General features: G+C 67.1%; 18 protein-coding genes. 7 read left to right on the top strand and 11 right to left on the bottom strand.

Annotated elements, in window-relative coordinates:
* Positions 1-346: 346 nt before the first annotated feature.
* Together argF and H0U68_RS02315 are read right to left on the bottom strand one after the other, a co-directional pair.
* Positions 347-1,276, bottom strand: coding sequence for an ornithine carbamoyltransferase (gene argF, locus H0U68_RS02320; RefSeq protein ID WP_296352551.1), 930 nt, complete (start codon positions 1,274-1,276; stop codon positions 347-349).
* Positions 1,273-2,466, bottom strand: a complete 1,194-nt coding sequence (locus tag H0U68_RS02315) for an aspartate aminotransferase family protein (RefSeq protein WP_296352550.1) — start codon at positions 2,464-2,466, stop codon at positions 1,273-1,275. The genes argF and H0U68_RS02315 overlap by 4 nt, the downstream gene beginning before the upstream one ends.
* Positions 2,467-2,653: 187 nt before the next feature.
* On the opposite strand from H0U68_RS02315, the gene H0U68_RS02310 reads away from it, so the two are divergent.
* Positions 2,654-2,986, top strand: a complete 333-nt coding sequence (locus H0U68_RS02310) for a DUF3579 domain-containing protein (RefSeq protein WP_296352549.1) — start codon at positions 2,654-2,656, stop codon at positions 2,984-2,986.
* 137 nt (positions 2,987-3,123) lie between these two features.
* Here the strand turns inward: H0U68_RS02310 and rpsT are convergent, their stop codons facing one another.
* A complete protein-coding gene (gene rpsT / locus H0U68_RS02305; protein WP_296352548.1) occupies positions 3,124-3,435 on the bottom strand; it encodes a 30S ribosomal protein S20 in 312 nt (103 codons plus the stop codon).
* Positions 3,436-3,554: 119 nt separating this feature from the next.
* On the opposite strand from rpsT, the gene murJ reads away from it, so the two are divergent.
* Both murJ and H0U68_RS02295 read left to right on the top strand, forming a co-directional pair.
* Entirely contained in the window at positions 3,555-5,120 is a 1,566-nt protein-coding gene (gene murJ, locus H0U68_RS02300; RefSeq protein ID WP_296352547.1) for a murein biosynthesis integral membrane protein MurJ, read from the top strand.
* A 56-nt stretch (positions 5,121-5,176) separates the two neighbouring features.
* Complete coding sequence (locus tag H0U68_RS02295; RefSeq protein WP_296352546.1) at positions 5,177-6,025, top strand: tetratricopeptide repeat protein; 849 nt, start codon at positions 5,177-5,179, stop codon at positions 6,023-6,025.
* A gap of 19 nt (positions 6,026-6,044) precedes the next feature.
* Here H0U68_RS02295 and H0U68_RS02290 read toward each other — a convergent pair whose 3' ends face one another.
* The 8 genes from H0U68_RS02290 to H0U68_RS02255 all read right to left on the bottom strand — a co-directional run bounded on the left by H0U68_RS02290 (position 6,045) and on the right by H0U68_RS02255 (position 14,336).
* Positions 6,045-6,902, bottom strand: a complete 858-nt coding sequence (locus H0U68_RS02290) for a ParA family protein (protein WP_296352545.1) — start codon at positions 6,900-6,902, stop codon at positions 6,045-6,047.
* 681 nt (positions 6,903-7,583) lie between these two features.
* Positions 7,584-8,060 (bottom strand): NUDIX domain-containing protein, encoded by a 477-nt coding sequence (locus H0U68_RS02285; RefSeq protein WP_296352544.1) that lies wholly within the window; start codon positions 8,058-8,060, stop codon positions 7,584-7,586.
* Positions 8,057-8,929, bottom strand: a complete 873-nt coding sequence (locus tag H0U68_RS02280; protein ID WP_296352552.1) for an ATP-binding protein — start codon at positions 8,927-8,929, stop codon at positions 8,057-8,059. Before H0U68_RS02280 ends, H0U68_RS02285 begins: the two co-directional genes overlap by 4 nt.
* Positions 8,930-8,951: 22 nt before the next feature.
* The gene (locus H0U68_RS02275) at positions 8,952-9,398 is read right to left on the bottom strand and encodes a rhodanese-like domain-containing protein (RefSeq protein WP_296352543.1); all 447 of its coding nucleotides are present in this window, start codon (positions 9,396-9,398) and stop codon (positions 8,952-8,954) included.
* 46 nt (positions 9,399-9,444) lie between these two features.
* Positions 9,445-10,167 (bottom strand): ABC transporter ATP-binding protein, encoded by a 723-nt coding sequence (locus tag H0U68_RS02270; RefSeq protein ID WP_296352542.1) that lies wholly within the window; start codon positions 10,165-10,167, stop codon positions 9,445-9,447.
* A 16-nt stretch (positions 10,168-10,183) separates the two neighbouring features.
* The gene (locus H0U68_RS02265) at positions 10,184-12,136 is read right to left on the bottom strand and encodes a branched-chain amino acid ABC transporter ATP-binding protein/permease (protein ID WP_296352541.1); all 1,953 of its coding nucleotides are present in this window, start codon (positions 12,134-12,136) and stop codon (positions 10,184-10,186) included.
* A 1-nt stretch (position 12,137) separates the two neighbouring features.
* The gene (locus H0U68_RS02260; protein ID WP_296352540.1) at positions 12,138-13,013 is read right to left on the bottom strand and encodes a branched-chain amino acid ABC transporter permease; all 876 of its coding nucleotides are present in this window, start codon (positions 13,011-13,013) and stop codon (positions 12,138-12,140) included.
* Between the two features lie 84 nt (positions 13,014-13,097).
* Positions 13,098-14,336: an ABC transporter substrate-binding protein gene (locus tag H0U68_RS02255; RefSeq protein ID WP_296352539.1), complete on the bottom strand. Its 1,239-nt coding sequence runs from the start codon at positions 14,334-14,336 to the stop codon at positions 13,098-13,100.
* Between the two features lie 222 nt (positions 14,337-14,558).
* Here H0U68_RS02255 and icmF point away from each other — a divergent pair, with 222 nt between their 5' ends.
* From icmF to H0U68_RS02235, 4 genes are all read left to right on the top strand, one after another.
* On the top strand, positions 14,559-17,882 hold the full coding sequence (icmF, locus tag H0U68_RS02250) for a fused isobutyryl-CoA mutase/GTPase IcmF (RefSeq protein ID WP_296352538.1): 3,324 nt from the start codon (positions 14,559-14,561) through the stop codon (positions 17,880-17,882).
* Positions 17,883-18,138: 256 nt separating this feature from the next.
* Entirely contained in the window at positions 18,139-18,912 is a 774-nt protein-coding gene (locus H0U68_RS02245; protein WP_296352537.1) for an ABC transporter ATP-binding protein, read from the top strand.
* Positions 18,913-18,920: 8 nt separating this feature from the next.
* Positions 18,921-19,628: an ABC transporter ATP-binding protein gene (locus H0U68_RS02240; RefSeq protein ID WP_296352536.1), complete on the top strand. Its 708-nt coding sequence runs from the start codon at positions 18,921-18,923 to the stop codon at positions 19,626-19,628.
* A 30-nt stretch (positions 19,629-19,658) separates the two neighbouring features.
* A complete protein-coding gene (locus H0U68_RS02235; RefSeq protein ID WP_296352535.1) occupies positions 19,659-20,861 on the top strand; it encodes an ABC transporter substrate-binding protein in 1,203 nt (400 codons plus the stop codon).
* Positions 20,862-20,914 lie beyond the last annotated feature (53 nt).

Below are 20,914 nucleotides of genomic sequence, written 5' to 3'. Positions count from 1 at the left end.
AGTTCGAGCTCGACCCCGTTTTCGGCGAGCACCGCAGGTTGCCCGCAGCGAAGCGAAGGGACCCGGACCATCGGGTCGCCTTTTTCTTTGCTTACTTTCTTTTTGGCGACGCAAAAAGAAAGTGAGTAGCCGCCGGGCTACCCCCGGCAAGTTGGCGTGCCCGCCCGTCGGAAATAGTGGAGGCGGTCAACCAACCTTGCCAAGCAACAAAAACTCCATCAGTGCCTTCTGCGCATGCAATCTGTTTTGGCTACGGCACGCGGCTTGATGCCGCTTCACGTGTGCTGCGCACACATGAGCCTGCGCCGAAACAGATCGCCGGCACTGGCGGGCCGCGTGTTGAATGTTATTCGACCCGTCCGAGCAGAAGGAACTCCATCAGTGCCTTCTGCGCATGCAATCTGTTTTCTGCCTCGTCCCAGACCACGGACTGCGGCCCGTCGATCACATCAGCTTCAACTTCTTCCCCGCGGTGCGCCGGCAGGCAGTGCATGAAAAGCGCGTCGGGTTTGGCGGCTTTCATCATGTCGGTGTCCACACACCAGTCGGCAAAGGCTTTTTTGCGCTCTTCGTTTTCGGCTTCATAGCCCATGCTGGTCCAGACGTCGGTGGTCACCAGGTCAGCGCCGGCGCAGGCCTGCATCGGGTCCTTGAAGACCTTGTAGCTGTCGGCTGAGCGAATGCCAGCCACCGACTGGTCCACCTCGTAGCCGGACGGCGTGCTCAGATGTACCTTGAAGCCGAGGATTTCGCTGGCCTGCAGCCAGGTGTTGGCCATGTTATTGCCGTCGCCGACCCAGGCCACGGTTTTGCCCTTGATGCTGCCGCGGTGCTCGATATAGGTGAAGATGTCGGCCAGGATCTGGCAGGGGTGGAACTCGTTGGTCAGGCCGTTGATCACGGGCACGCGTGAATGCTCGGCAAACAGCTCGATCTTGGTCTGCTCGTAGGTGCGGATCATCACCAAGTCGACCATGCGACTGATCACCTTGGCGCTGTCTTCAATTGGCTCGGCGCGGCCGAGCTGGCTGTCGCCGGTGGTCAGGTTCACCACCGAGCCGCCCAGCTGGTACATGCCGGCCTCGAAGCTCACGCGGGTGCGCGTGGAGGCCTTCTCGAAGATCATCGCCAGCGTGCGGTCGGCCAGCGGGTGGTAGGTCTCGTAGCTCTTGAACTTCTTCTTGATGGCGGCCGCGCGGCGGAACAGCCACTCGTGCTCCTGCGCGGTGAAGTCGCTGAACTGCAGGAAGTGCTTGATCGGTGCGTGCGCGTTCATTCTTTGAGGAAGGTCTTGACCAGCGGCGCCAGGATCGCCACGACTTCGTCGGCCTGCGCCTGGGTCATGATCAGCGCCGGCACGATCCGGATCACGTTGCCGGCCGTCACGTTGGTGAGCAGGCCCGCATCCAGTGCGCGCTGCGTCAGCACGCCGCAGGACTTGGCCAGCTCGATGCCGATCATCATGCCCTGGCCGCGGATTTCCGTCACCCCCGGCAGCTCGCCCAGTTCGCGCACCAGTGCGTCCTTCAGGTAGGTGCCCACGCGCGCCGCGTTCTCCACCACGCCGTCTTCTTCCATGATGCGGATGGTTTCCACCCCGGCGCGCATGGCCAGCGGGTTGCCGCCGAAGGTGCTGCCGTGGTTGCCGGGCTGGAAGATGCCGGCCGCCTTCGGGCCCGCCACCACCGCGCCGACCGGCACGCCGGAGCCCAGGCCCTTGGCCAGCGGCATCACGTCGGGCACGATGCCCGCCCACTGGTGGGCGAACCACTTGCCGGTGCGGCCCATGCCGCACTGCACCTCGTCGATCATCATCAGCCAGTCGCGCTTATCGCACAGCGCGCGCACCTGGCGCAGGTACTCGTTGCGCATCGGGTTGATGCCGCCTTCGCCCTGGATGGCCTCGAAGAACACCGCCACCACGTTGGGGTTGCCCTCGGTGGCCTTTTTCAGCGCCTCGATGTCGTTCAGCGGCACGCGCACGAAGCCTTCCACAAGCGGGCCGAAGCCGCTGTACACCTTGGCGTTGCCGGTGGCCGCCATGGTGGCCATGCTGCGGCCGTGGAAAGCCTTCTCGTAGACCACGATCTCCGGGCGCTCGATGCCGCGGTCCACGCCGTATTTGCGCGCCAGCTTGATCGCGCACTCGTTGGCTTCCAGGCCGGTCGAGCAGAAGAACACGTTGGTCATGCCCGACAGTTCCACCAGTTTGGCCGCCAGCACCTCCTGGTTGGGCACGTGGTAGTAATTGGAGCTGTGGATCATCTTGGCCACCTGGTCCTGCAGCGCGGGCACCAGCTTCGGGTGGTTGTGGCCCAGCGTGCTGACCGCGATGCCGGAGAACGCGTCGAGATAGCGCCTGCCGTTCACGTCCCAGACGTGCACGCCGTCGCCGTGCGTGAGCGCGATCGGCAACCGGCCGTACGTGTTCATGAGGTGCGGAGAAGCCGCTTCGACGAATGCCATCTGGGTATCCTTGGGGAAGAGTCGCGGCCCAAAAAGGCGGGCCGCCGATGCGTGCAATTCTAGGCACACGGCCCGCCGCCGCGGGTTGAGAATTCCGCATCACTGCGATGCGCCCCGGCTTCCTGCCGGATGTTTCAAGTCTTATATAAGATACAATAGTTGTTGCGCCGCAGCAAACGCCTTATCGATGGTCCCCAGCTCCTACAAGGAAGTGTTCATCCAGGGCATCACCCGGGACGGGCGCACCTTTCGCCCGAGCGACTGGGCCGAACGCCTGGCCGGCGTGATGAGCTCGTTTCGCCCCGGCGGCGCCCAGCCCGGCGACCACATCAGCTATTCGCCCTGGTGCGTGCCCACGGTGATCGGCGGCATCAAGTGCGTGATCGTCAACAGCGCGCTGCGCACGCTCGAACCCATGGCCTGGGACTTCGTGATGAACTTCGCCAAGGACAACGACCTGCGGACCAGCGAAACCGCTCCGCCGGCGAGCGAGGCGTCACCGTCCGCATCCTCCGAATGACAATCGCCTGAAGGCCGCGTCCCAAGAAAAAACCGCCCGAAGGCGGTTTTTCTTTTTTGCTTTGCTGGCAGCGCACCGGGATCAAACGGCGCAGGCGGTGGGCCTGCGGGCTGGACCTGAGTGACTTGGAGTCTGGCTCAGGCGGTGGCAGGGGCGGCGGTGGCCAGGGCTTTCACCTTGGCCGACAGGCGGCTCTTGTCGCGAGCGGCCTTGTTCTTGTGGAAGATGTGTTTGTCGGCGACCGTGTCCACGATGCTCTGCGCTTTGGCGAACAGTTCGGTGGCCTTGGTCTTGTCGCCCGCGAGGACCGCCTTCTCGACGTTCTTCACAGCGGTACGGTACTTGGAGCGCAGCGAAGTGTTGGCTGCGTTGAGCTTCACGTCCTGGCGCGCGCGCTTGCGGCCCGACGCGAGGCGGGGGTTCTTTTTCTTCGGCTTGGTGGATGCCATGGGGAAATTCCTTGGAAGGGTTTGAGGATGATGCCAGCAAAGCCCTCCATTATAGCCGCGCGCCAAAGGCCCTTTGCGGCCGCCGCTCGCGCCGCAAACCCGCGGCTACACTCGCGCCGGTGAGCCTGTTCAAAGCCGCTTCCACCGTCTCGCTGCTGACCCTGGCGTCGCGCATCACCGGGCTCGTGCGCGACGTGCTGTTCGCCGCGTTCTTCGGCGTCAGCGCGCTGACCGACGCGTTCTACGTCGCCTTCCGCATCCCCAACCTGTTTCGCCGCGTGTTCGGCGAGGGCGCCTTCAGCCAGGCCTTCGTGCCGGTGCTGGCGAGCTGCCGCACGAAGGAGGGCGACGAGGGCGCCAGGCGCATGGTGGACCATGTCTCCACGATTCTGTTCTGGGCGCTGCTGCTGCTGTGCGTGGCCGGCGTGGCGGGCGCGCCGCTGCTGGTCTGGGCGCTGGCCAGCGGCATGAAGAAGACGCCGCACGCCTACGACGCGGCCGTGCTGATGACGCGCTGGATGTTCCCCTACATCGGCTTCATGTCGCTGGTGGCGCTGGCCGGCGGCGTCCTCAACACCTGGAAGCGCTTCGCCGTGCCGGCCGCCTCGCCGGTGCTGCTGAACGTCACGCTGATCGGCTCCATCGTGCTGGCCGCGCCCTGGTTCCAGCGCATGGGAATCGAGCCGATCTACTCGCAATGCATCGGCGTCATGCTGGGCGGCGTGCTGCAGCTGGCGATCCAGGTGCCGGCGCTGCGCCGCATCGGCATGTGGCCGCGCATCGGCCTGGCTTTCTCGGGCCTGCGCGCGGCGTGGCAGGACGAATCCACTCGCACCGTGCTGCGGCTGATGCTGCCGGCGCTGGTCGGCGTCAGCGTGGCGCAGATATCGCTGCTGATCAACACGCAGATCGCCTCGTACCTGCCGGCTGGCAGCGTGAGCTGGCTCAACAATGCGGACCGGCTGATGGAGTTCCCGACCGCGCTGCTCGGCGTGGCGCTGGGCGTGGTGCTGATGCCGCAACTGGCCGCCGCGCGCGCCAGCGGCGACGACGCGCGCTACTCCGGCATGCTCGACTGGGGCCTGCGGCTGGTCGTGCTGCTGGCCATCCCGAGTTCGGTGGCGCTGCTGGTGTTCGCCGCACCGCTGGTCGCGACGCTGTTCCACTACGGCGCGTTCAAGGACAGCGACATCCCGCAGGTGGCGCTCGCGCTGGCCGGCTACGGCTGCGGCCTGCTGGGGCTGGTGGCGATCAAGGTGCTGGCGCCGGGCTACTACGCCAGCCACGACATGAAGACGCCGATGCGCATCGCCATCGCGGCGCTGGTCGTCACGCAGCTGCTGAACGCGGCGCTGGTGCCGTTCCTGCACCACGTGGGGCTCGCGCTGTCCATCGGGCTGGGCGCGCTGGTGAACGCGGGCGCGCTGCTGGTTGGTTTGCTGCGCCGCGGCAAATACCGCCCTAGTCCGGGCTGGCCGATGTTCGCGCTGCGCGTGCTGCTGGCGAGCGCCTTGCTCGGCGGGTTCCTGTGGTGGGTGGCGGGGCAGTTTCCCTGGATCGGCTGGCGTACCGAGCCGCTCAAGCGGATCGGCGCAATGGCGGCGGTGCTGGTGGGCGCCGGCGTGCTGTACTTCGGCGCGCTCGCGGCGACCGGTGTTCGCCTGCGGCAATTTGTCACGCGATGATGCAGGGACCTCGACCGCGGCTTGACGGGTCCGGGCGCCTCCATTACAAAGAATCCATGCTCAACTTCCTGTCGCCAAGCTCGCTCGATTACTTCGGCTCGCTGGTGCACAGCGATGAGCATTTCCCGCTGCTGGAATCCGCCGCCTGCCTGGCGCAGGACGAGTACCCCGACCTCGACTTGCAGCAGGTGCTGGGCGACGTGGACCAGCTGCTCGCGCGCCTGAAACGCCGGATTCCGGCCGACGCCGCTCCCTTGCAGAAGCTGCGCACGCTCAATCAGTTTTTCTTTCGCGACCTCAGCTTCGGCGGCAACGTCAACGACTACTGCGACCCCGACAACAGCTACCTGAACGTGGTGCTGCGCACGCGGCGCGGCAACCAGATCTCGCTGGCGGTGCTGTGGATGGAGCTGGCGCAGGGCATCGGCCTGCACGCGCGCGGCGTGTGCTTTCCCGGCCACTTCATGATCAAGGTCAACCTGCCGCGCGGGCAGGTGGTGATCGACCCGTTCAGCGGCCAGTCGCTGTCGCGCGAAGAACTGTCCGAGCGGCTGGAGCCCTACAAGCGGCGCAGCGGGCTGATCGACGAGTTCGAGGTCCCGCTGGGCCTGTACCTGCAGGCCGCGCCGCCGCGCGACATCGTCGCGCGCATGCTGCGCAACTTGAAGGAAATCCACCACGCACAGGAAGACTGGCAGCGCGCCATCGCCGTGCAGGACCGCCTGCTGGTGCTGCTGCCCGACGCCTGGGCCGAGTATCGCGACCGAGGGCTGGCCCACGCGGAGCAGGGCCACACCAGCCTGGCGGTGGACGACCTGGAAACCTATCTCGTGCACGCGCAGGACGCGCTGGACATCGACGTGATCGCCGACCGCGTGGCCGACCTGCGCCGCGCCAAGCAGTAGGCGCGCCGGCTGCCCCGTTTTACCGTTTGAGGAATTGCGGAATCTGCCGCGCCTCGCGCGGCGTGGTGGCGCGCGGCCGCGCCGGCTGCGCTGCCGGCTCCTCCACCCGTGACCTGCCACCGGCAAGAACGGCCAGCCGCGCGCCGTGGATCAGCGACTCCTGCGCCGGCATCAGGCTGGCCGGGCGCGAGCCGCCGACGCGTTGGCCAGCGGCCGGCGCGGGGTCGTTTGCCGCCGGCTGCGGCGCCTGCATCAGCGGCTGCAGCCACGCAAGGATCGGCTCCCATTGCGCGAGGTCGATAGTGGCCTTGCCAGACGGCAGGTCAAACACCGTGAGGCCGCGCTCCAGCGCACGCACGTAGAGCTGCGTTTCGCGCAGCACGCCGAGGAACGGAACGCCCAGGCCGTCGGACCATTGGCGCAGCACCTCGCCGTGGCGGGTGCGCCCGTCCACCCGCATGCCCACGACGGCTACCTTGCAGCGCCCGGACGCGATGCGCGGCAGCGTGGCCAGTTCCGCGTGGCAGGCCGCCGCCGATTCGCGGTCGAACACCGAAGGGCACACCGGCATGACGATGGCGTCGGCGAACATCACGATGCGCGCCAGCTCGAAGCCGTGCAGGCCGCCCGGCGTGTCCAGCACCACGTGGGTGATGCTGGGCGGCACGCGCAGCATCTGCTTGTGGTCCATGGCCCAGGGCGCGATGGCGGGCAATTCCGCCGGCCGGCGCCGCAGCCAGCCCCGGCTGGACTGCTGGCGGTCCACGTCGCCCAGCATCACGGCGTGTCCCTGGCGCGCGGACCACGCCGCCATGTGCGCGGCGAACGTGCTTTTGCCGCTGCCACCTTTGCGGTTGACGACTGCGATGACGGGCATGGTGACTTTTTCTCGTTGCGGGAAAGAAACAGTTTGGTACGACTCGGCTTTGGAGTCCAGTGGGTCTTGGGTTTGTGCTAGAAATTTTGTAGCTAAAACAACGGTTCTGGCGGGGCTTGGGTGGAGGTGCGCCGCGTCAGGCGGTGCCCGCCGGGGCTCATGCTGTGGCGGTCGGCGCTGCGCGCCGACTTCGCTGGTCTGTTCGGTCCGCAGCCGGTGCGGGGGAACTCACTTCGCGCTCTGCGAGCGCTCCGTTCCGACAGCCCCCGCAAGTCAGTTCACAAAGCGCGCAAGCGCGCCCGGCTCCGGACCGAACAGACCAGCCGCCCCAGAAATCGCCCCCGCCGGGCACCGGCTGCCGCGGCGCGTGGCATGGGGGCGCTCAACCGGCGGCGCGCCTGCATCGTGCCTGCAAGTCGCGCGCGGGCGGGCCGTGGCGCGCAGTTGGGCATTGCGCCTGCGGTGGATGGGAGCGGGGCTGGCGCGCTTCAGCGCGCTCGTGAACTGACTCGCGGTAGCTGTCTGAGCGGAGCACCGCTTGCGGTGCGCAGCGAGTTCTACCGCTCAGACCCGCTCCCATCCGCCGCAGGTCTGCCCGCGCGAAGCGCGGGACGCCATGTCCGCGCGCTGCGGCCCGCCCGCGCGCGACTTGCCGCGAGGTCTACGCATGAAAAGGGCCGATTACGGCACCAACGTATGTGTCGCACCAGTGAATCCGCGCTCCTCGGCGAACCACCGCAGCACCGGCACCGTGCCGGGCAGCACCGGCTTCACCGCCACCGGCAGCGCCTCCCACGCGAAGTGCTGGCCTTCGCGCATGTGCATCGCGCCGGACCATTCATGGACTTTGCAGAAGTTCAGCCGCACCAGCGCATGCGGATAGTCGACAAGCTCCACGCGCCAGGGGTGTACCGCGCCGATGGTGACGCCGATTTCTTCCTGCAGTTCGCGGCGCAGCGCCTGCTCCACCGTCTCGCCGGCTTCGACCTTGCCGCCGGGGAATTCCCAATAGCCTTCGTACACCTTGCCGGCCGGGCGGCTGGTGAGCAGGAAGCAGCCGTCACCGCGGATCAGCACGCCGACCGCGACTTCCACTTCCTTGCGGTCCGGGCCGCCCTCGCGGGGTCGGTCTCCATCCGCAACGAGCACCTGGTTCATCCGCCCTGCCGCCCCGCGTAGTCGCGGGCGAACTGGTAGGCCACGCGGCCGCTGCGCGAGCCGCGCTCCAGCGCCCACACCAGCGCCTCGGGCCGCGCGGCGTCGACGCGCTCGGGCACCACACCGAAGTGCGACAGCCACTGCGCGGTGATCGCCAGGTACTCGTCCTGGCTGAAGGGATAGAAGCTGACCCACAGGCCGAAGCGCTCGGACAGAGAGATCTTTTCCTCCACCACCTCGCCCGGATGGATCTCGCCGTCGTCGGTGTGCTTGTAGGTGAGGTTGTCCTTCATGTGCTCGGGCAGCAGGTGGCGCCGGTTGCTGGTGGCGTACACCAGCAGGTTCGGCGTGGCCGCAGCCACCGAACCGTCGAGGGTGGACTTCAGCGCCTTGTAGCCAGGCTCGCCCTCCTCGAAGCTCAGGTCGTCGCAGAACACGATGAACTTCTCGTCGCGCGCCGCCACCACCTCCACGATGTCGGGCAGGTCCACCATGTCTGTCTTGTCGACCTCGATCAGGCGCAGGCCGCGCGGGGCGTATTCGTTCAGGCAGGCCCGCACCAGCGACGACTTGCCGGTGCCACGCGCGCCGGTCAGCAGCACGTTGTTGGCGGGCAGGCCCTCCACGAACTGCAGCGTATTGCGCTGAATCTTCTCCTTCTGCGGCTCGACTTCATTCAGGTCGTCCAGCCGCATCGCGCCGACGTGGCGCACCGGCTCCAGCACGCCATGGCCCGAAGCGCGCTTGCGGTAGCGCCACGCAATTGCCGCGTTCCAGTCGGGGGCGGTCAGCGGCTGCGGCAGGACGGCTTCGATGCGGTCCACCAGCGCCATCGCGCGCGCGATCAGTTGCTCGAACTTGTCGTTCATCATCGGATGGAGCCTGCCGGATTCAGCTCTGCCGCCACGGCAGGCCGCGCAGGCGCCAGCCGCCCTTGCGGCCGCGCTGTCCCTGTTCGTCGGGATCGCCTTCGAAGCCTTCGAGGATGTTGTAGGCCTCGATGCCCAATTCGGTGGCGCGCTTGGCGGCGGCGACGGAGCGCACGCCGCTGCGGCACAGCAGCAGCACCTTCTTGCCGGCGGGCGCCGCGGCCTGCAAGCCTGTATCGAAGCCGGCGTTCATCGCCATGCCGGGCCACTGCTTCCAGGCCAGCGGCACCGCGCCCGGCACGAAGCCGACCCATTCGCGCTCGGCATCGCTGCGCACGTCCACCAGGACGGCGTCGCCCGACTGCAACCACTGGTGGGCCAGTTCGGGCGTGACGTCGCCGGCATAGCCCTCGGCCGGGCGCGGCGACAGGTGGTCGGGGGAGATAGTGGCAGCGGGTGTGGTGCTCATGGCTGGATTTTGCCAGCCGCGCGCACGGGCGGGCCCGCCATCGGCTTCAGTGGCTGCCGCCCAGGTAGGCGGCCTTCACGGCCGGGTCGTCGCGCAGCTTGGCGGCTTCGCCGTGCACCGAGATGCGCCCGTTCTCCAGCACGTAAGCGTAGTCGGCGACGTTCAGCGCCGCGGCGGCGAACTGCTCGACCAGCAGCATGGTCATGCCCTCGCTGCGCAGCCGCTCGATGATGCGGAACACTTCCTGCACCAGGATCGGCGCCAGGCCCATCGACGGCTCGTCCAGCAGCACGACCTCGGGGTTGAGCATCATCGCGCGCGCCATCGCCAGCATCTGCTGCTCGCCGCCCGACAAGGTGCCGGCCAGCTGCTGGCGCCGCTCCTTCAGCCGCGGAAAATACTCCATCGCCCGCTCCAGGTCGGCCTGCACGTCGCCCTTGGGGCGCGCGCCGGTGAAGCGCGGAAAGGCGCCCAGCAGCAGGTTGTCGGTGACGCTCATGGTGGAGAACACGCGCCGGCCCTCGGGCGAGTGCGCGAGCCCCAGCTTGGCCACGCGGTAGGGCTCCTGGCCGGTCACGTCGCGCCCGCCCAGCATGACCGTGCCCTGGCTGGGCGCGATCATGCCGCTGATGGCGCGCATGGTGGTGGTCTTGCCGGCGCCGTTGCTGCCGATCAGCGTCACCACCTTGCCCTTGGGCACCTCCAGCGAAATGCCGTGCAGCACCTCGACCTTGCCGTAGCCGGCGTGCAGGTTGGAAATCGAAAGCATGTCGCTCCTCCCTGCCTCAGGCGTTCGCCACCTCGGCACTGCCGAGGTAGGCTTCGATGACCTTTGGATCGGCCTGCACGTCGGCCGGCCGGCCCTCGGCGATCTTCTGGCCGAAATCGAGCACGGTGACGGTGTCGCAGATCGACATCACCACGTCCATGTGGTGTTCGATCAGGATCACCGTGATGCCGTGTTCGCGGATCTTGCGCACGATGCCAACCAGCTCGCGGATGTCCGGCGCCGTGAGGCCGGCGGCGGGCTCGTCCAGCAGCAGCAGCTGCGGGCTGAGCGCCAGCGCGCGGGCGATCTCCAGCAGCCGCTGCTTGCCGTACGGCAGGTTGCGCGCCTCCTCGCCGGCCAGCGTGTCCAGCCCCACGAACTGCAGCAGCGCATGCGCGTGGGCCGCCGACGCGCTGTTCTCGCGGTTGTAGCGCGGCGTGTGCAGCGCCACGTCCAGCAGATTGCTGCGAAAGCTGTGGTGCAGGCCGACCAGCACATTCTGCAGCGCCGTCATCTCCCCGAACAGCTGCACGTTCTGGAACGTGCGCGCGATGCCCGACAGCGCGATCGACGACGAGGTGCGGCCGATGACGGTATTGCCCTTGAAGTCGATGCGGCCCGCCGTGGGCACGTAGATTCCGGTGAGCACGTTCATCATCGTGCTCTTGCCCGAGCCGTTGGGCCCGATCAGGCCGTGGATGGTGCCGCGCGCCACCTTCAGGTCGACGTTGTTGAGCGCCTTCAGGCCGCCGAACTGCATCAGCACGCCGCTCGCGTCCAGCATCACAGGCGGCGCGTCGGCGCCGGCCGCCGACACCGCGTCCTTCACCACCGGCAGGTCGCGCGCCGCCTCGGCGTCGGCCCGGGCGTGGCCCCGGAGGTTGAACATCGCGCGCACGAAGCCGACGATGCCGTCCTGCAGGTAGTAGACGACGAACAGCGTGATCACGCCGAAGACCGACAGCCGCCAGTCGGTCATGGTCTCCAGCACGAAGGACACGGCGGCCAGCGCGACGCTGCCGGCCACGGGAATCGCCACGCGCGCCAGGGTCGCCTTGCGCCGCTGCAGCAGCACCGCCGCGCCGATGGTCACCACCACGGCCAGGGCGACCGCCGCATAGCGGAAGGTCTCGATGTCGTCCAGCAGCTTGGGCAGCATCACGATGATGGTCGCGCCCAGCAGCGCGCCGGTGCGCGTCTTGCGCCCGCCCATGATGATGGCCAGCAGGAACAGCACCGTGAGCTCGAAGTTGTAGGTGTTGGGCGAGATGTACTGCTCGGAGATGGCGTACAGCGATCCCGCCAGGCCGGCCAGGCCGGCGCTGATGACGAAGGCGTAGACCTTGTAGCGGTACACCGACACGCCCATGCAGTCCGATGCGATCGGGCTGCCGCGCAGCGCCTCGAAGGCGCGGCCCAGCTGCGAGCGCAGGATGCGGTCCACCACGATCAGCGAGGCCATCAGCAGCACCGCCACCAGCCAGAAGAACTCGCGCTCGTCCAGCCGGTGCCCCAGCAGCAGCGGCTTGGCCAGCTTGATGCCCAGCGGTCCTTCGGTGAGGAAGGTCATCTCGTTGATCAGGATTTGCACGATGGTGCCGAAGGCCAGCGTCACCATCGCCAGGTAGGGGCCGGTGACGCGCAGCGCCGGCAGCGCCAGCACCGCGCCGAACAGCGCGGTGATGCCGATCGAGGCGATGCCGGTGACCAGCAGCGGCGTGCCCAGCTTGGTGACGAAGATGCCGCAGACGTAGGCGCCGATACCGAACAGGCCGGCGTGGCCGAGCGACACCTGGCCGGTGTAGCCCACCACGATGTCCAGCCCGAAGAGCAGGATCGCGTAGATCATGATCGTCTCGAGCAGGTGGATGTAGTACGGGTTGGTCACCGCCAGCGGGAAGGCGATCAGCAGCGCCAGGCCGACGGCGGCCGCCAGCAGGGTGGAGCGCGACGAAGACGCGATCTTCATCTCAGACTTTCTTGATGGTGGTCTTGCCGAACAGGCCCGCGGGCTTGAACGCCAGCACCAGCAGCAGCAGCACAAGGCCCGGCACGTCCTTGTAGCCGGTGGAAAGATAGAAGCCGGTGGTGGTCTCGGCCACGCCGAGGATGATGCCGCCCACGATGATGCCCATGCCGCTGGTCAGCCCGCCGATGATGGCCACCGCGAAGGCCTTCAGGCCCAGCACCGCGCCCATGGTGGCGCCGGTCAGCGTGAGCGGCGCGATCATCACGCCGGCGAAGGCCGCCGACAGCGACGACAGCGCGTAGGAAAACGTGATCACCAGGCCGGTGTTGATGCCCATCAGCTTGGCGGCATCGCGGTCGTTGAAGGTCGCCACCACCGCCTTGCCGTAGATCGACTTGCGGTTGAACACCTCCACCGCCGCCATCATGGCGATGGCGCCGACCACCACCAGGATTTCCATCGGCAGCACGTTCGCGCCGAACAGCGGGATCGGCGACTCGGGCAGCGGCGACGGGAATTTCAGGTCGTCGTGGCCCCAGACGTTCTCGGCCACGTTCTTGAAGATGATGCCCAGCGCGATGGTGGACATGATCCAGCCGAACTCGCTCTTGATCTTGATCGCGGGGCGCACGCCGATGCGCTCGACCACCGCGCCCTGCACCGCGCCGAACACGCACACGATGGGGATCATCAGCCAGTAGTTGACGCCGGCGCCCACCAGGGTCAACCCCACCAGCGCGCCCAGCATGAGCGCGTCGCCCTGGCCGAAGTTCAGCGTGTCGGACGTGGCGAAGGTCAGCTGGTAGCCGAAGGCGATGACCGCGTAGATCATGCCCAGGGCGATGCCGCTGTAGACGAGTTGCAAGAGGATCTGCATGACCACCCCTCCGGGAAATGGGCCGCTGCGATGTGCAAGCGCCGCCGCGGGACGGGGCCCGGGCGGCGCGCGCGGCGATTGCGTTTACTTCTTCTTGGCCGGTGCCAGGGCACCCTTGGCGTTGGCGTCCTTCAGGCGCACTTCGGCGGCCTTCTTCTGGTCGTCGGCGTAGGCGTAGACCACGCGCTGGCCCTTGACTTCGCCGAACACCGGGATGTTGGCGGTGATGGCGTCGTGGTCGGCCTTGGCGAACGGCTTGTTGTAGATCGTCACCACGCCTTCCACCGGCGCCTTCAGGTCCTCCAACGCTTCCTTGACCTTGGGGCCTTCGGTGGAGCCGGCCTGCTTGATGGCCGCGGCCAGCAGGTAGATCGAGTCGTAGCCCTGCGCGGCCGACACCGGCGAATCGATGCGGTTGTTCTTCGGCTTGAAGGTCTTCAGGTAGTTGTCGATGAAGGCCTTGCGCTTGGGCGTGGTGGCTTCCTGGATGAAGGTCTGCGGCATGCGCGCGCCCTCACCGCCGGGGCCGGCGTTGTCGATGAAGTTGGCCATCGACAGCGTCCAGCTGCCGACGATCGGCACCTTCCAGCCCAGCTTGGTCATGCCGTTGGCGATCTGCGCCAACTCGGGGCCGATGCCGTAGGTCAGCACCGCTTCGGCGCCGGCTTCCTTGGCCTTGAGCAGCTGGGGCGTCATGTCGACGTCCTTGATGTTGAACTTCTCGACCGCCACCGGCTTCACGCCCTTCTGCTCCAGCGCCTTCTCCAGGTCGGCGCGGCCCAGCTGGCCGTAGTTGGTGGAGTCCGCCAGGATTGCGACCTTCTTGAAGCCGCGGCGGGAAATCGCCTCTTCCACGATCATCGGCGCCTGGATGGAATCATGCGCGGAGTTGCGGAAGATGTAGTTCTCCGGCTGGTCGTCGAACTGGTGGGTGACCAGCGAGCCGGTGGCCACGTTGTTCATCACCGGGATCTTGGCTTCCTGGAAGAAGCGCTGCGAGGCGAGCGCCACGCCGGTGTTGATGTAGCCGACCACCGCGGTGACCTTCTCCTTGTTGATCAGCTCCTGCGCGATCTGCACGCCGCGCTCGTTCTTGGCTTCGTCGTCGCGCTCGACCAGCGCGATCTTGCGGCCGAGCACGCCGCCGGCCTTGTTGATCTCTTCCACGGCGAGGCGCACGCCGTCGCGCATGCTGACCCCCATCGAGGAGGAGCCGCCGGTGAACGGTCCGTCGACGCCGATCTTGATCGGGTCCGCTGCGAAGGCCATGCCGGCCGACAGCGCGAGCGCGGCAACGGCGGTGAGTTTGATCGAGGGCATCATGTGTTGTCTCCGAGTCTTGTGAAAATCGATGCAATCGGCATCCGGCATGACGCAGGGGCCTTCGGTCCATGCTAACCCAGCGGCCCCGCTGCATGCCCTGACGGCTGGCTGTCATCCCACCCCGGACAAACCCGCATCTGCACCGTGGCGGTGCACCGGGTTGACATTGACGTTGACGTAAACGTCAAGTAAGGTAGCGATCATTCCCGGGAGCCCCATTCCATGACCGACCTGTCCGCCGAATACAAGGCGCTCGCCAGCTACCGTCCCACGCACAAGGTGCGTTTCGTCACCGCCGCCAGCCTGTTCGACGGGCACGACGCGGCCATCAACATCATGCGGCGCATCCTGCAGGGCATGGGCGCCGAGGTCATCCACCTGGGCCACAACCGCAGCGTGGACGAGGTGGTCACCGCGGCTCTGCAGGAAGACGTGCAGGGCATCGCCATCAGTTCCTACCAGGGCGGCCACGTCGAGTACTTCAAGTACATGGTCGATCTGCTCAAGCAGCGCGGCGGCGAGCACATCCAGGTGTTCGGCGGCGGCGGCGGCGTGATCGTGCCCTCGGAAATCCGCGAACTGCAGGACTACGGCGTCACGCGCATCTACAGTCCCGAAGACGGCCAGAAGATGGGCCTGCAGGGAATGATCGGCGAGATGGTGATGCGCTGCGACAAGGACCTCACCTCCTTCGCGCCGCGCCGCGCCGAGGCCATCCAGGGCCAGGACGACGCCAGCTGGCGCGCGCTGGCCCAGCTCATCACCGCGCTGGAGAACGGCAACGCCGACGCCGAACTGGTCAACACGGTGCGCAAGCACGCCGACACGCGCCACGTTCCCGTGCTGGGCGTCACCGGTACCGGCGGCGCCGGCAAGTCCTCGCTCACCGACGAACTGATCCGGCGGCTGCGCCTGGACCAGGACGACAGCCTGCGCATCGCCGTCATCTCCATCGACCCGTCGCGCCGCAAGAGCGGCGGTGCCCTGCTGGGCGACCGCATCCGTATGAACGCCATCAACCCGTGGCCCAAGCCCGTCGGCCAGGCGGCTTCTCCCGATTCCGGGCAGCGCGTCTTCATGCGCTCGCTGGCCACGCGCGACTTCGGCAGCGAGATCTCCCCGGCCCTGCCCGACGTGGTGGCCGCCTGCAAGGCCGCCGGCTTCGACCTGGTGATCGTCGAGACCTCCGGCATCGGCCAGGGCGACGCCGCCATCGTGCCGCACGTGGACGTGCCGCTGTACGTGATGACGCCCGAGTTCGGCGCCGCCAGCCAGCTGGAAAAGATCGACATGCTGGACTTCGCCGAGTTCGTGGCGATCAACAAGTTCGACCGCAAAGGCGCGGCCGACGCGCTGCGCGACGTGAGCAAGCAGGTCCAGCGCAACAAGGAAGCGTGGACCAAGCGGACCGAGGAGATGCCGGTGTTCGGCACCATGGCCGCCCGCTTCAACGACGACGGCGTGACCGCGCTGTTCCAGGCGCTCAAGCCGCGCCTGGGCGAGCTGGGCCTGAAGCTGCAGGACGGCCGCCTGCCCTCGGTCGACGTGCGCCACAGCACCAACCAGACGCCGATCGTGCCGCCGCAGCGCACCCGCTACCTGGCCGAGATTTCCGAAACCGTGCGCGCCTACAAGAAGAAGGTGCGCGCCCAGGCCAAGCTCGCGCGCGAAGTCCAGCAGCTGCGCGCATCGGCGGCCATGCTGCGCGCCGACAAGCCCGACCGCGCCCAGGCCGCGGAAGCCGCGGACGACCTGGCGGTGCAGCGCGAGCAGCACTTGGAAGCGCCCGCGCGCCACCTGCTGGCCCAGTGGCCCGACATGCAGAAGGCCTACGCCGGCGACGAGTACGTGGTGAAGATCCGCGACAAGGAAATCCGCACCCGGCTGACCACCAAGTCGCTCTCGGGCACCACCATCCGCAAGGTCGCCCTGCCCCAGTACGAGGACAGCGGCGAAATCCTCAAGTGGCTGATGCTGGAGAACGCGCCGGGCAGCTTCCCCTACACCGCCGGCACCTTCGCTTTCAAGCGCGAGGGCGAGGACCCCACGCGCATGTTCGCCGGCGAAGGCGACCCGTTCCGCACCAACCGCCGCTTCAAGCTGCTGTCGGCCGGCACGCCGGCCAAGCGCCTGTCCACCGCCTTCGATTCGGTCACGCTGTACGGCAACGACCCCGACCTGCGCCCGGACATCTACGGCAAGGTCGGCAACTCCGGCGTGTCCATCGCCACGCTGGAGGACATGAAGGTGCTGTATTCGGGCTTTGACCTGTGCGAGCCCAGCACCTCGGTGTCGATGACCATCAACGGCCCGGCGCCCAGCATCCTGGCGATGTTCATGAACACCGCCATCGACCAGCAGATGGAGAAGTTCAAGGCCGACAACGGCCGCGAGCCCACGCCCACCGAAACCGCCAAGATCCGCGAATGGGTGCAGGCCAACGTGCGTGGCACGGTGCAGGCCGACATCCTGAAGGAAGACCAGGGCCAGAACACCTGCATCTTCTCCACCGAGTTCAGCCTGAAGGTGATGGGCGACATTCAGCAGTACTTCGTGCAGCACAACGTGCGCAACTTCTACTCGGTGTCGATCTCGGGCTACCACATCGCCGAAGCCGGCGCCAACCCGATCAGCCAGCTGGCGTTCACCCTGTCGAACGGCTTCACCTTCGTCGAGGCCTATCTCGCACGCGGGATGCACATCGACGACTTCGCGCCCAACCTGTCGTTCTTCTTCTCCAACGGCATGGACCCGGAGTACACGGTCATGGGCCGGGTGGCGCGCCGCATCTGGGCGGTGGCCATGAAGGAGAAGTACGGCGCCAACGAACGCAGCCAGAAGCTCAAGTACCACGTCCAGACCTCCGGGCGCAGCCTGCACGCGCAGGAGATCCAGTTCAACGACATCCGCACCACGCTGCAGGCGCTGATCGCGATCTACGACAACTGCAACTCGCTGCACACCAACGCCTTCGACGAGGCGATCACCACGCCGACCGAGGAGTCCGTGCGGCGCGCCATGGCGATCCAGCTGATCATCAACCGCGAGTGGGGGCTGGCGAAGAACGAGAACCCCAGCCAGGGCTCGTTCATCATCGACGATCTGACCGAGCTGGTGGAAGAGGCCGTGCTGAGCGAGTTCGAGCGCATCTCCGAGCGCGGCGGCGTGCTGGGCGCGATGGAAACCGGCTACCAGCGCGGCCGCATCCAGGACGAGAGCATGCATTACGAGATGCTCAAGCACACCGGCGAGCTGCCCATCGTCGGCGTCAACACCTTCCGCAACCCGCACGGCGACACCGTCATGGACAAGCTGGAGCTGGCCCGCTCGACCGAAGAAGAAAAGCAGAACCAGCTCACGCGCCTGCAGGACTTCCACGCCCGCAACGCTGTCGAGGCGCCCGCCATGCTGCAGCGCCTGCGCCAGGCGGTGATGGACAACGGCAACGTGTTCGAGGTGCTGATGGACGCGGTGCGCGTGTGCTCGCTGGGCCAGATCACCGCCACGCTGTTCGAAGTCGGCGGCCAGTACCGCCGCAACATGTGAGCGCGCGGCCGGCGTCCGATGCCCCCGCCGGCATCGCGCCGGCCAGTTGGTGAAAACCCGACCCGCCCCTTAGCTACAAAAAGTGTAGCATCCGGGCCTCCCCGCGCGGGCTTCGCCGCGAGGCCTCGCCTGGCCGGCGGTGAACCAAGCAAAACTACTTAAGGTTTACCCCCCTTACTGCGGTGCGGCATGCTTTTTACAGTTGCTTGCTTCGCGGGAGTTTTTTTGACCCCCGCACCTGGAGCAGGAGTGCGATTTGCCGGCTGAGTACATTCTGGAGACGAAGGGCCTGACGAAGGAGTTCAAGGGCTTCGTCGCGGTCAACAACGTGGACCTGCGGGTGCGCCGCGGCGACATCCACGCCCTGATCGGCCCCAACGGGGCCGGCAAGACCACCTTCTTCAACCTGCTGACCAAGTTCCTGCCGCCCACCCGCGGCACCATCACCTACCTGGGCCACGACATCACCCACGAGAAGCCGGCGCAGATCGCGCGGCGCGGCATCGTGCGCTCGTTCCAGATCTCCGCGGTGTTCCCGCACATGACGGTGCTGGAGAACGTGCGCGCCGCACTGCAGCGCAACCTGGGCACCTCGTTCCATTTCTGGAAGCCGGAGAAGTCGCTGTTCCACCTGCACGACCGCGCGCTGGAGCTGCTGCACACGGTGGACCTGCAGGATTTCGCGCGCGAAATGACGGTGAACCTGCCCTACGGCCGCAAGCGCGCGCTGGAGCTGGCCACCACCATGGCGCTGGAGCCCGACCTGATGCTGCTGGACGAGCCCACCCAGGGCATGGGCCACGAGGACGTGAACCGCGTCACCCAGCTGATCAAGAAGGTGTCCGAGGGCCGCACCATCCTGATGGTGGAACACAACATGAACGTGGTCTCCAGCATCGCCGACCGCATCACGGTGCTGCAGCGTGGCGCGGTGATCGCCGACGGCCCGTATTCCGAGGTGGCGCGCAACCCGCTGGTGGTCGAGGCCTACATGGGCAGCGCCGACGCGGCGCTGCAGGGCGCCCACTGAGCACCGCCATGGCACGACAAGAACTCCTGCGCATCGACAACCTCCACGCCTGGTACGGCGAATCGCACGTCCTGCACGGCGTGAACATGACCGTCAACGAGGGCGAGGTGGTTTCCATCCTGGGCCGCAACGGCGCCGGGCGCACCACCACGCTGCGCGCCATCGTCGGCCTGACCGGCGCGCGCACCGGCTCCATCCGCATCGCCGGCCAGGAAGCGATCAAGCTGCCGCCGCACAAGGTGGCGCGCCTGGGCGTGGGCTACTGCCCGGAGGAGCGCGGCATCTTCGCCAGCCTCTCGGCCGAGGAAAACCTGCTGCTGCCGCCGGCGGTGGCCGCGGGCGGCATGAGCGTGGCCGAGATCTACGACATGTTCCCCAACCTGAAGGAGCGCGCCGCCAGCCCGGGAACGCGCCTGTCGGGCGGCGAGCAGCAGATGCTGGCGGTGGCGCGCATCCTGCGCACCGGCGCGCGGCTGCTGCTGCTGGACGAAATCTCCGAGGGCCTGGCGCCGGTCATCGTCCAGAAGCTGGGCGAAACCATTGGCACGCTCAAAGCCAGGGGCTACACGGTGGTGCTGGTGGAACAGAACTTCCGCTTTGCCGCCCCGCTGGCCGACCGCTTCTACGTGATGGAGCACGGCAAGCTGGTGCGGGAATTCGCGCAGCACGAGCTGCAGGACAACATGGCGATGCTGCAGGAATACCTGGGCGTCTAGGCACAGCTTTTCACACGAAGGAGACCCCACATGAAACTTACAACCCTGGTCGCGGCGATGGCCGCCGGCCTCGCCAGCTTCGGCGCGATGGCGCAGTCCCAGACCGGGCCGGTCCGCATCGGCTTCATCACCGACATGGCCAGCCTGTACGCCGACATCGACGGGCCCGCCGGCGCCGAGATGATCAGGTGGGCGGTGGAAGACTTCGGCGGCAAGGTGCTGAACCGCCCGGTTGAAGTGATGGTGGCCGACCACCAGAACAAGGCCGACGTCGCCGCCTCCAAGGCCCGCGAATGGATCGACAGCCAGAACCTGTCCATGCTGATGGGCGGCACCAACTCGGGCGCCAACATCGCCATGGCCGGCGTGGCCAACGAGAAGAAGCGCCCGTTCCTCACCATCGGCGCCGGCTCCGCCCGCCTGACCAACGAGAACTGCACGCCCTATACCGTGCACTACGCCTACGACACCGTGTCGCTGGCCAAGGTGGCGGGCAACGCGCTGATCAAGGCCGGCAACAAGAGCTGGTTCTTCCTGACGGCGGACTACGCCTTCGGCCATTCGCTCGAGGGCGACGCGTCCAACGTCGTCAAGTCCAACGGCGGCACGGTGGTCGGCGCGGTGCGCCATCCGCTGAATGCTTCCGACTTCTCGTCGTTCCTGCTGCAGGCGCAAGGCTCAAAGGCGCAGATCCTGGGCCTGGCCAACGCCGCCGCCGACTTCACCAACGCGATGAAGGCGGCCAAGGAATTCGGCATCACCAAGACCATGAAGGTCGCCGGCCTGCTGGTGTTCATCAACGACGTCCACTCGCTGGGCCTGGCCAACACCGAAGGCCTGCAGCTGGCCGACAGCTGGTACTGGAACCAGGACGACGAGTCGCGCAAGTTCGCCAAGCGCTTCTTCGACAAGTTCAAGCGCATGCCCTCGTCGCTCCACGCTGCCGACTATTCGGCGGCCACGAGCTACCTGAAGGCCGTGCAGCAGGCCGGCACGACCGACGCCGACAAGGTGATGAGCACGCTGAAGTCCATGAAGTACAACGACTTCTACCAGAAGAACGGCACCCTGCGCGCCGACGGCCGCATGCTCCACGACATGTACCTGTACCAGGTGAAGAGCCCGAAGGAATCGACCACGCCGTGGGACTACTACAAGCTCGTGACCAAGGTGCCGGGCGAGCAGGCGTTCACCACGGTTGCCGAGAGCAAGTGTTCGCTGCTCAAGAAGTGATCGGCGCACGGCGCTGATCCCAGACGCGGGGCCTGGCCCCGCGTCCCGCTTTC

Origin of the sequence: Ramlibacter sp., assembly GCF_013697775.1 — a bacterium.
GTDB lineage: Bacteria > Pseudomonadota > Gammaproteobacteria > Burkholderiales > Burkholderiaceae_C > Ramlibacter.
Note: the sequence above shows the minus strand (reverse complement) of the source record. Positions and strands in the feature narration are given on the sequence as shown.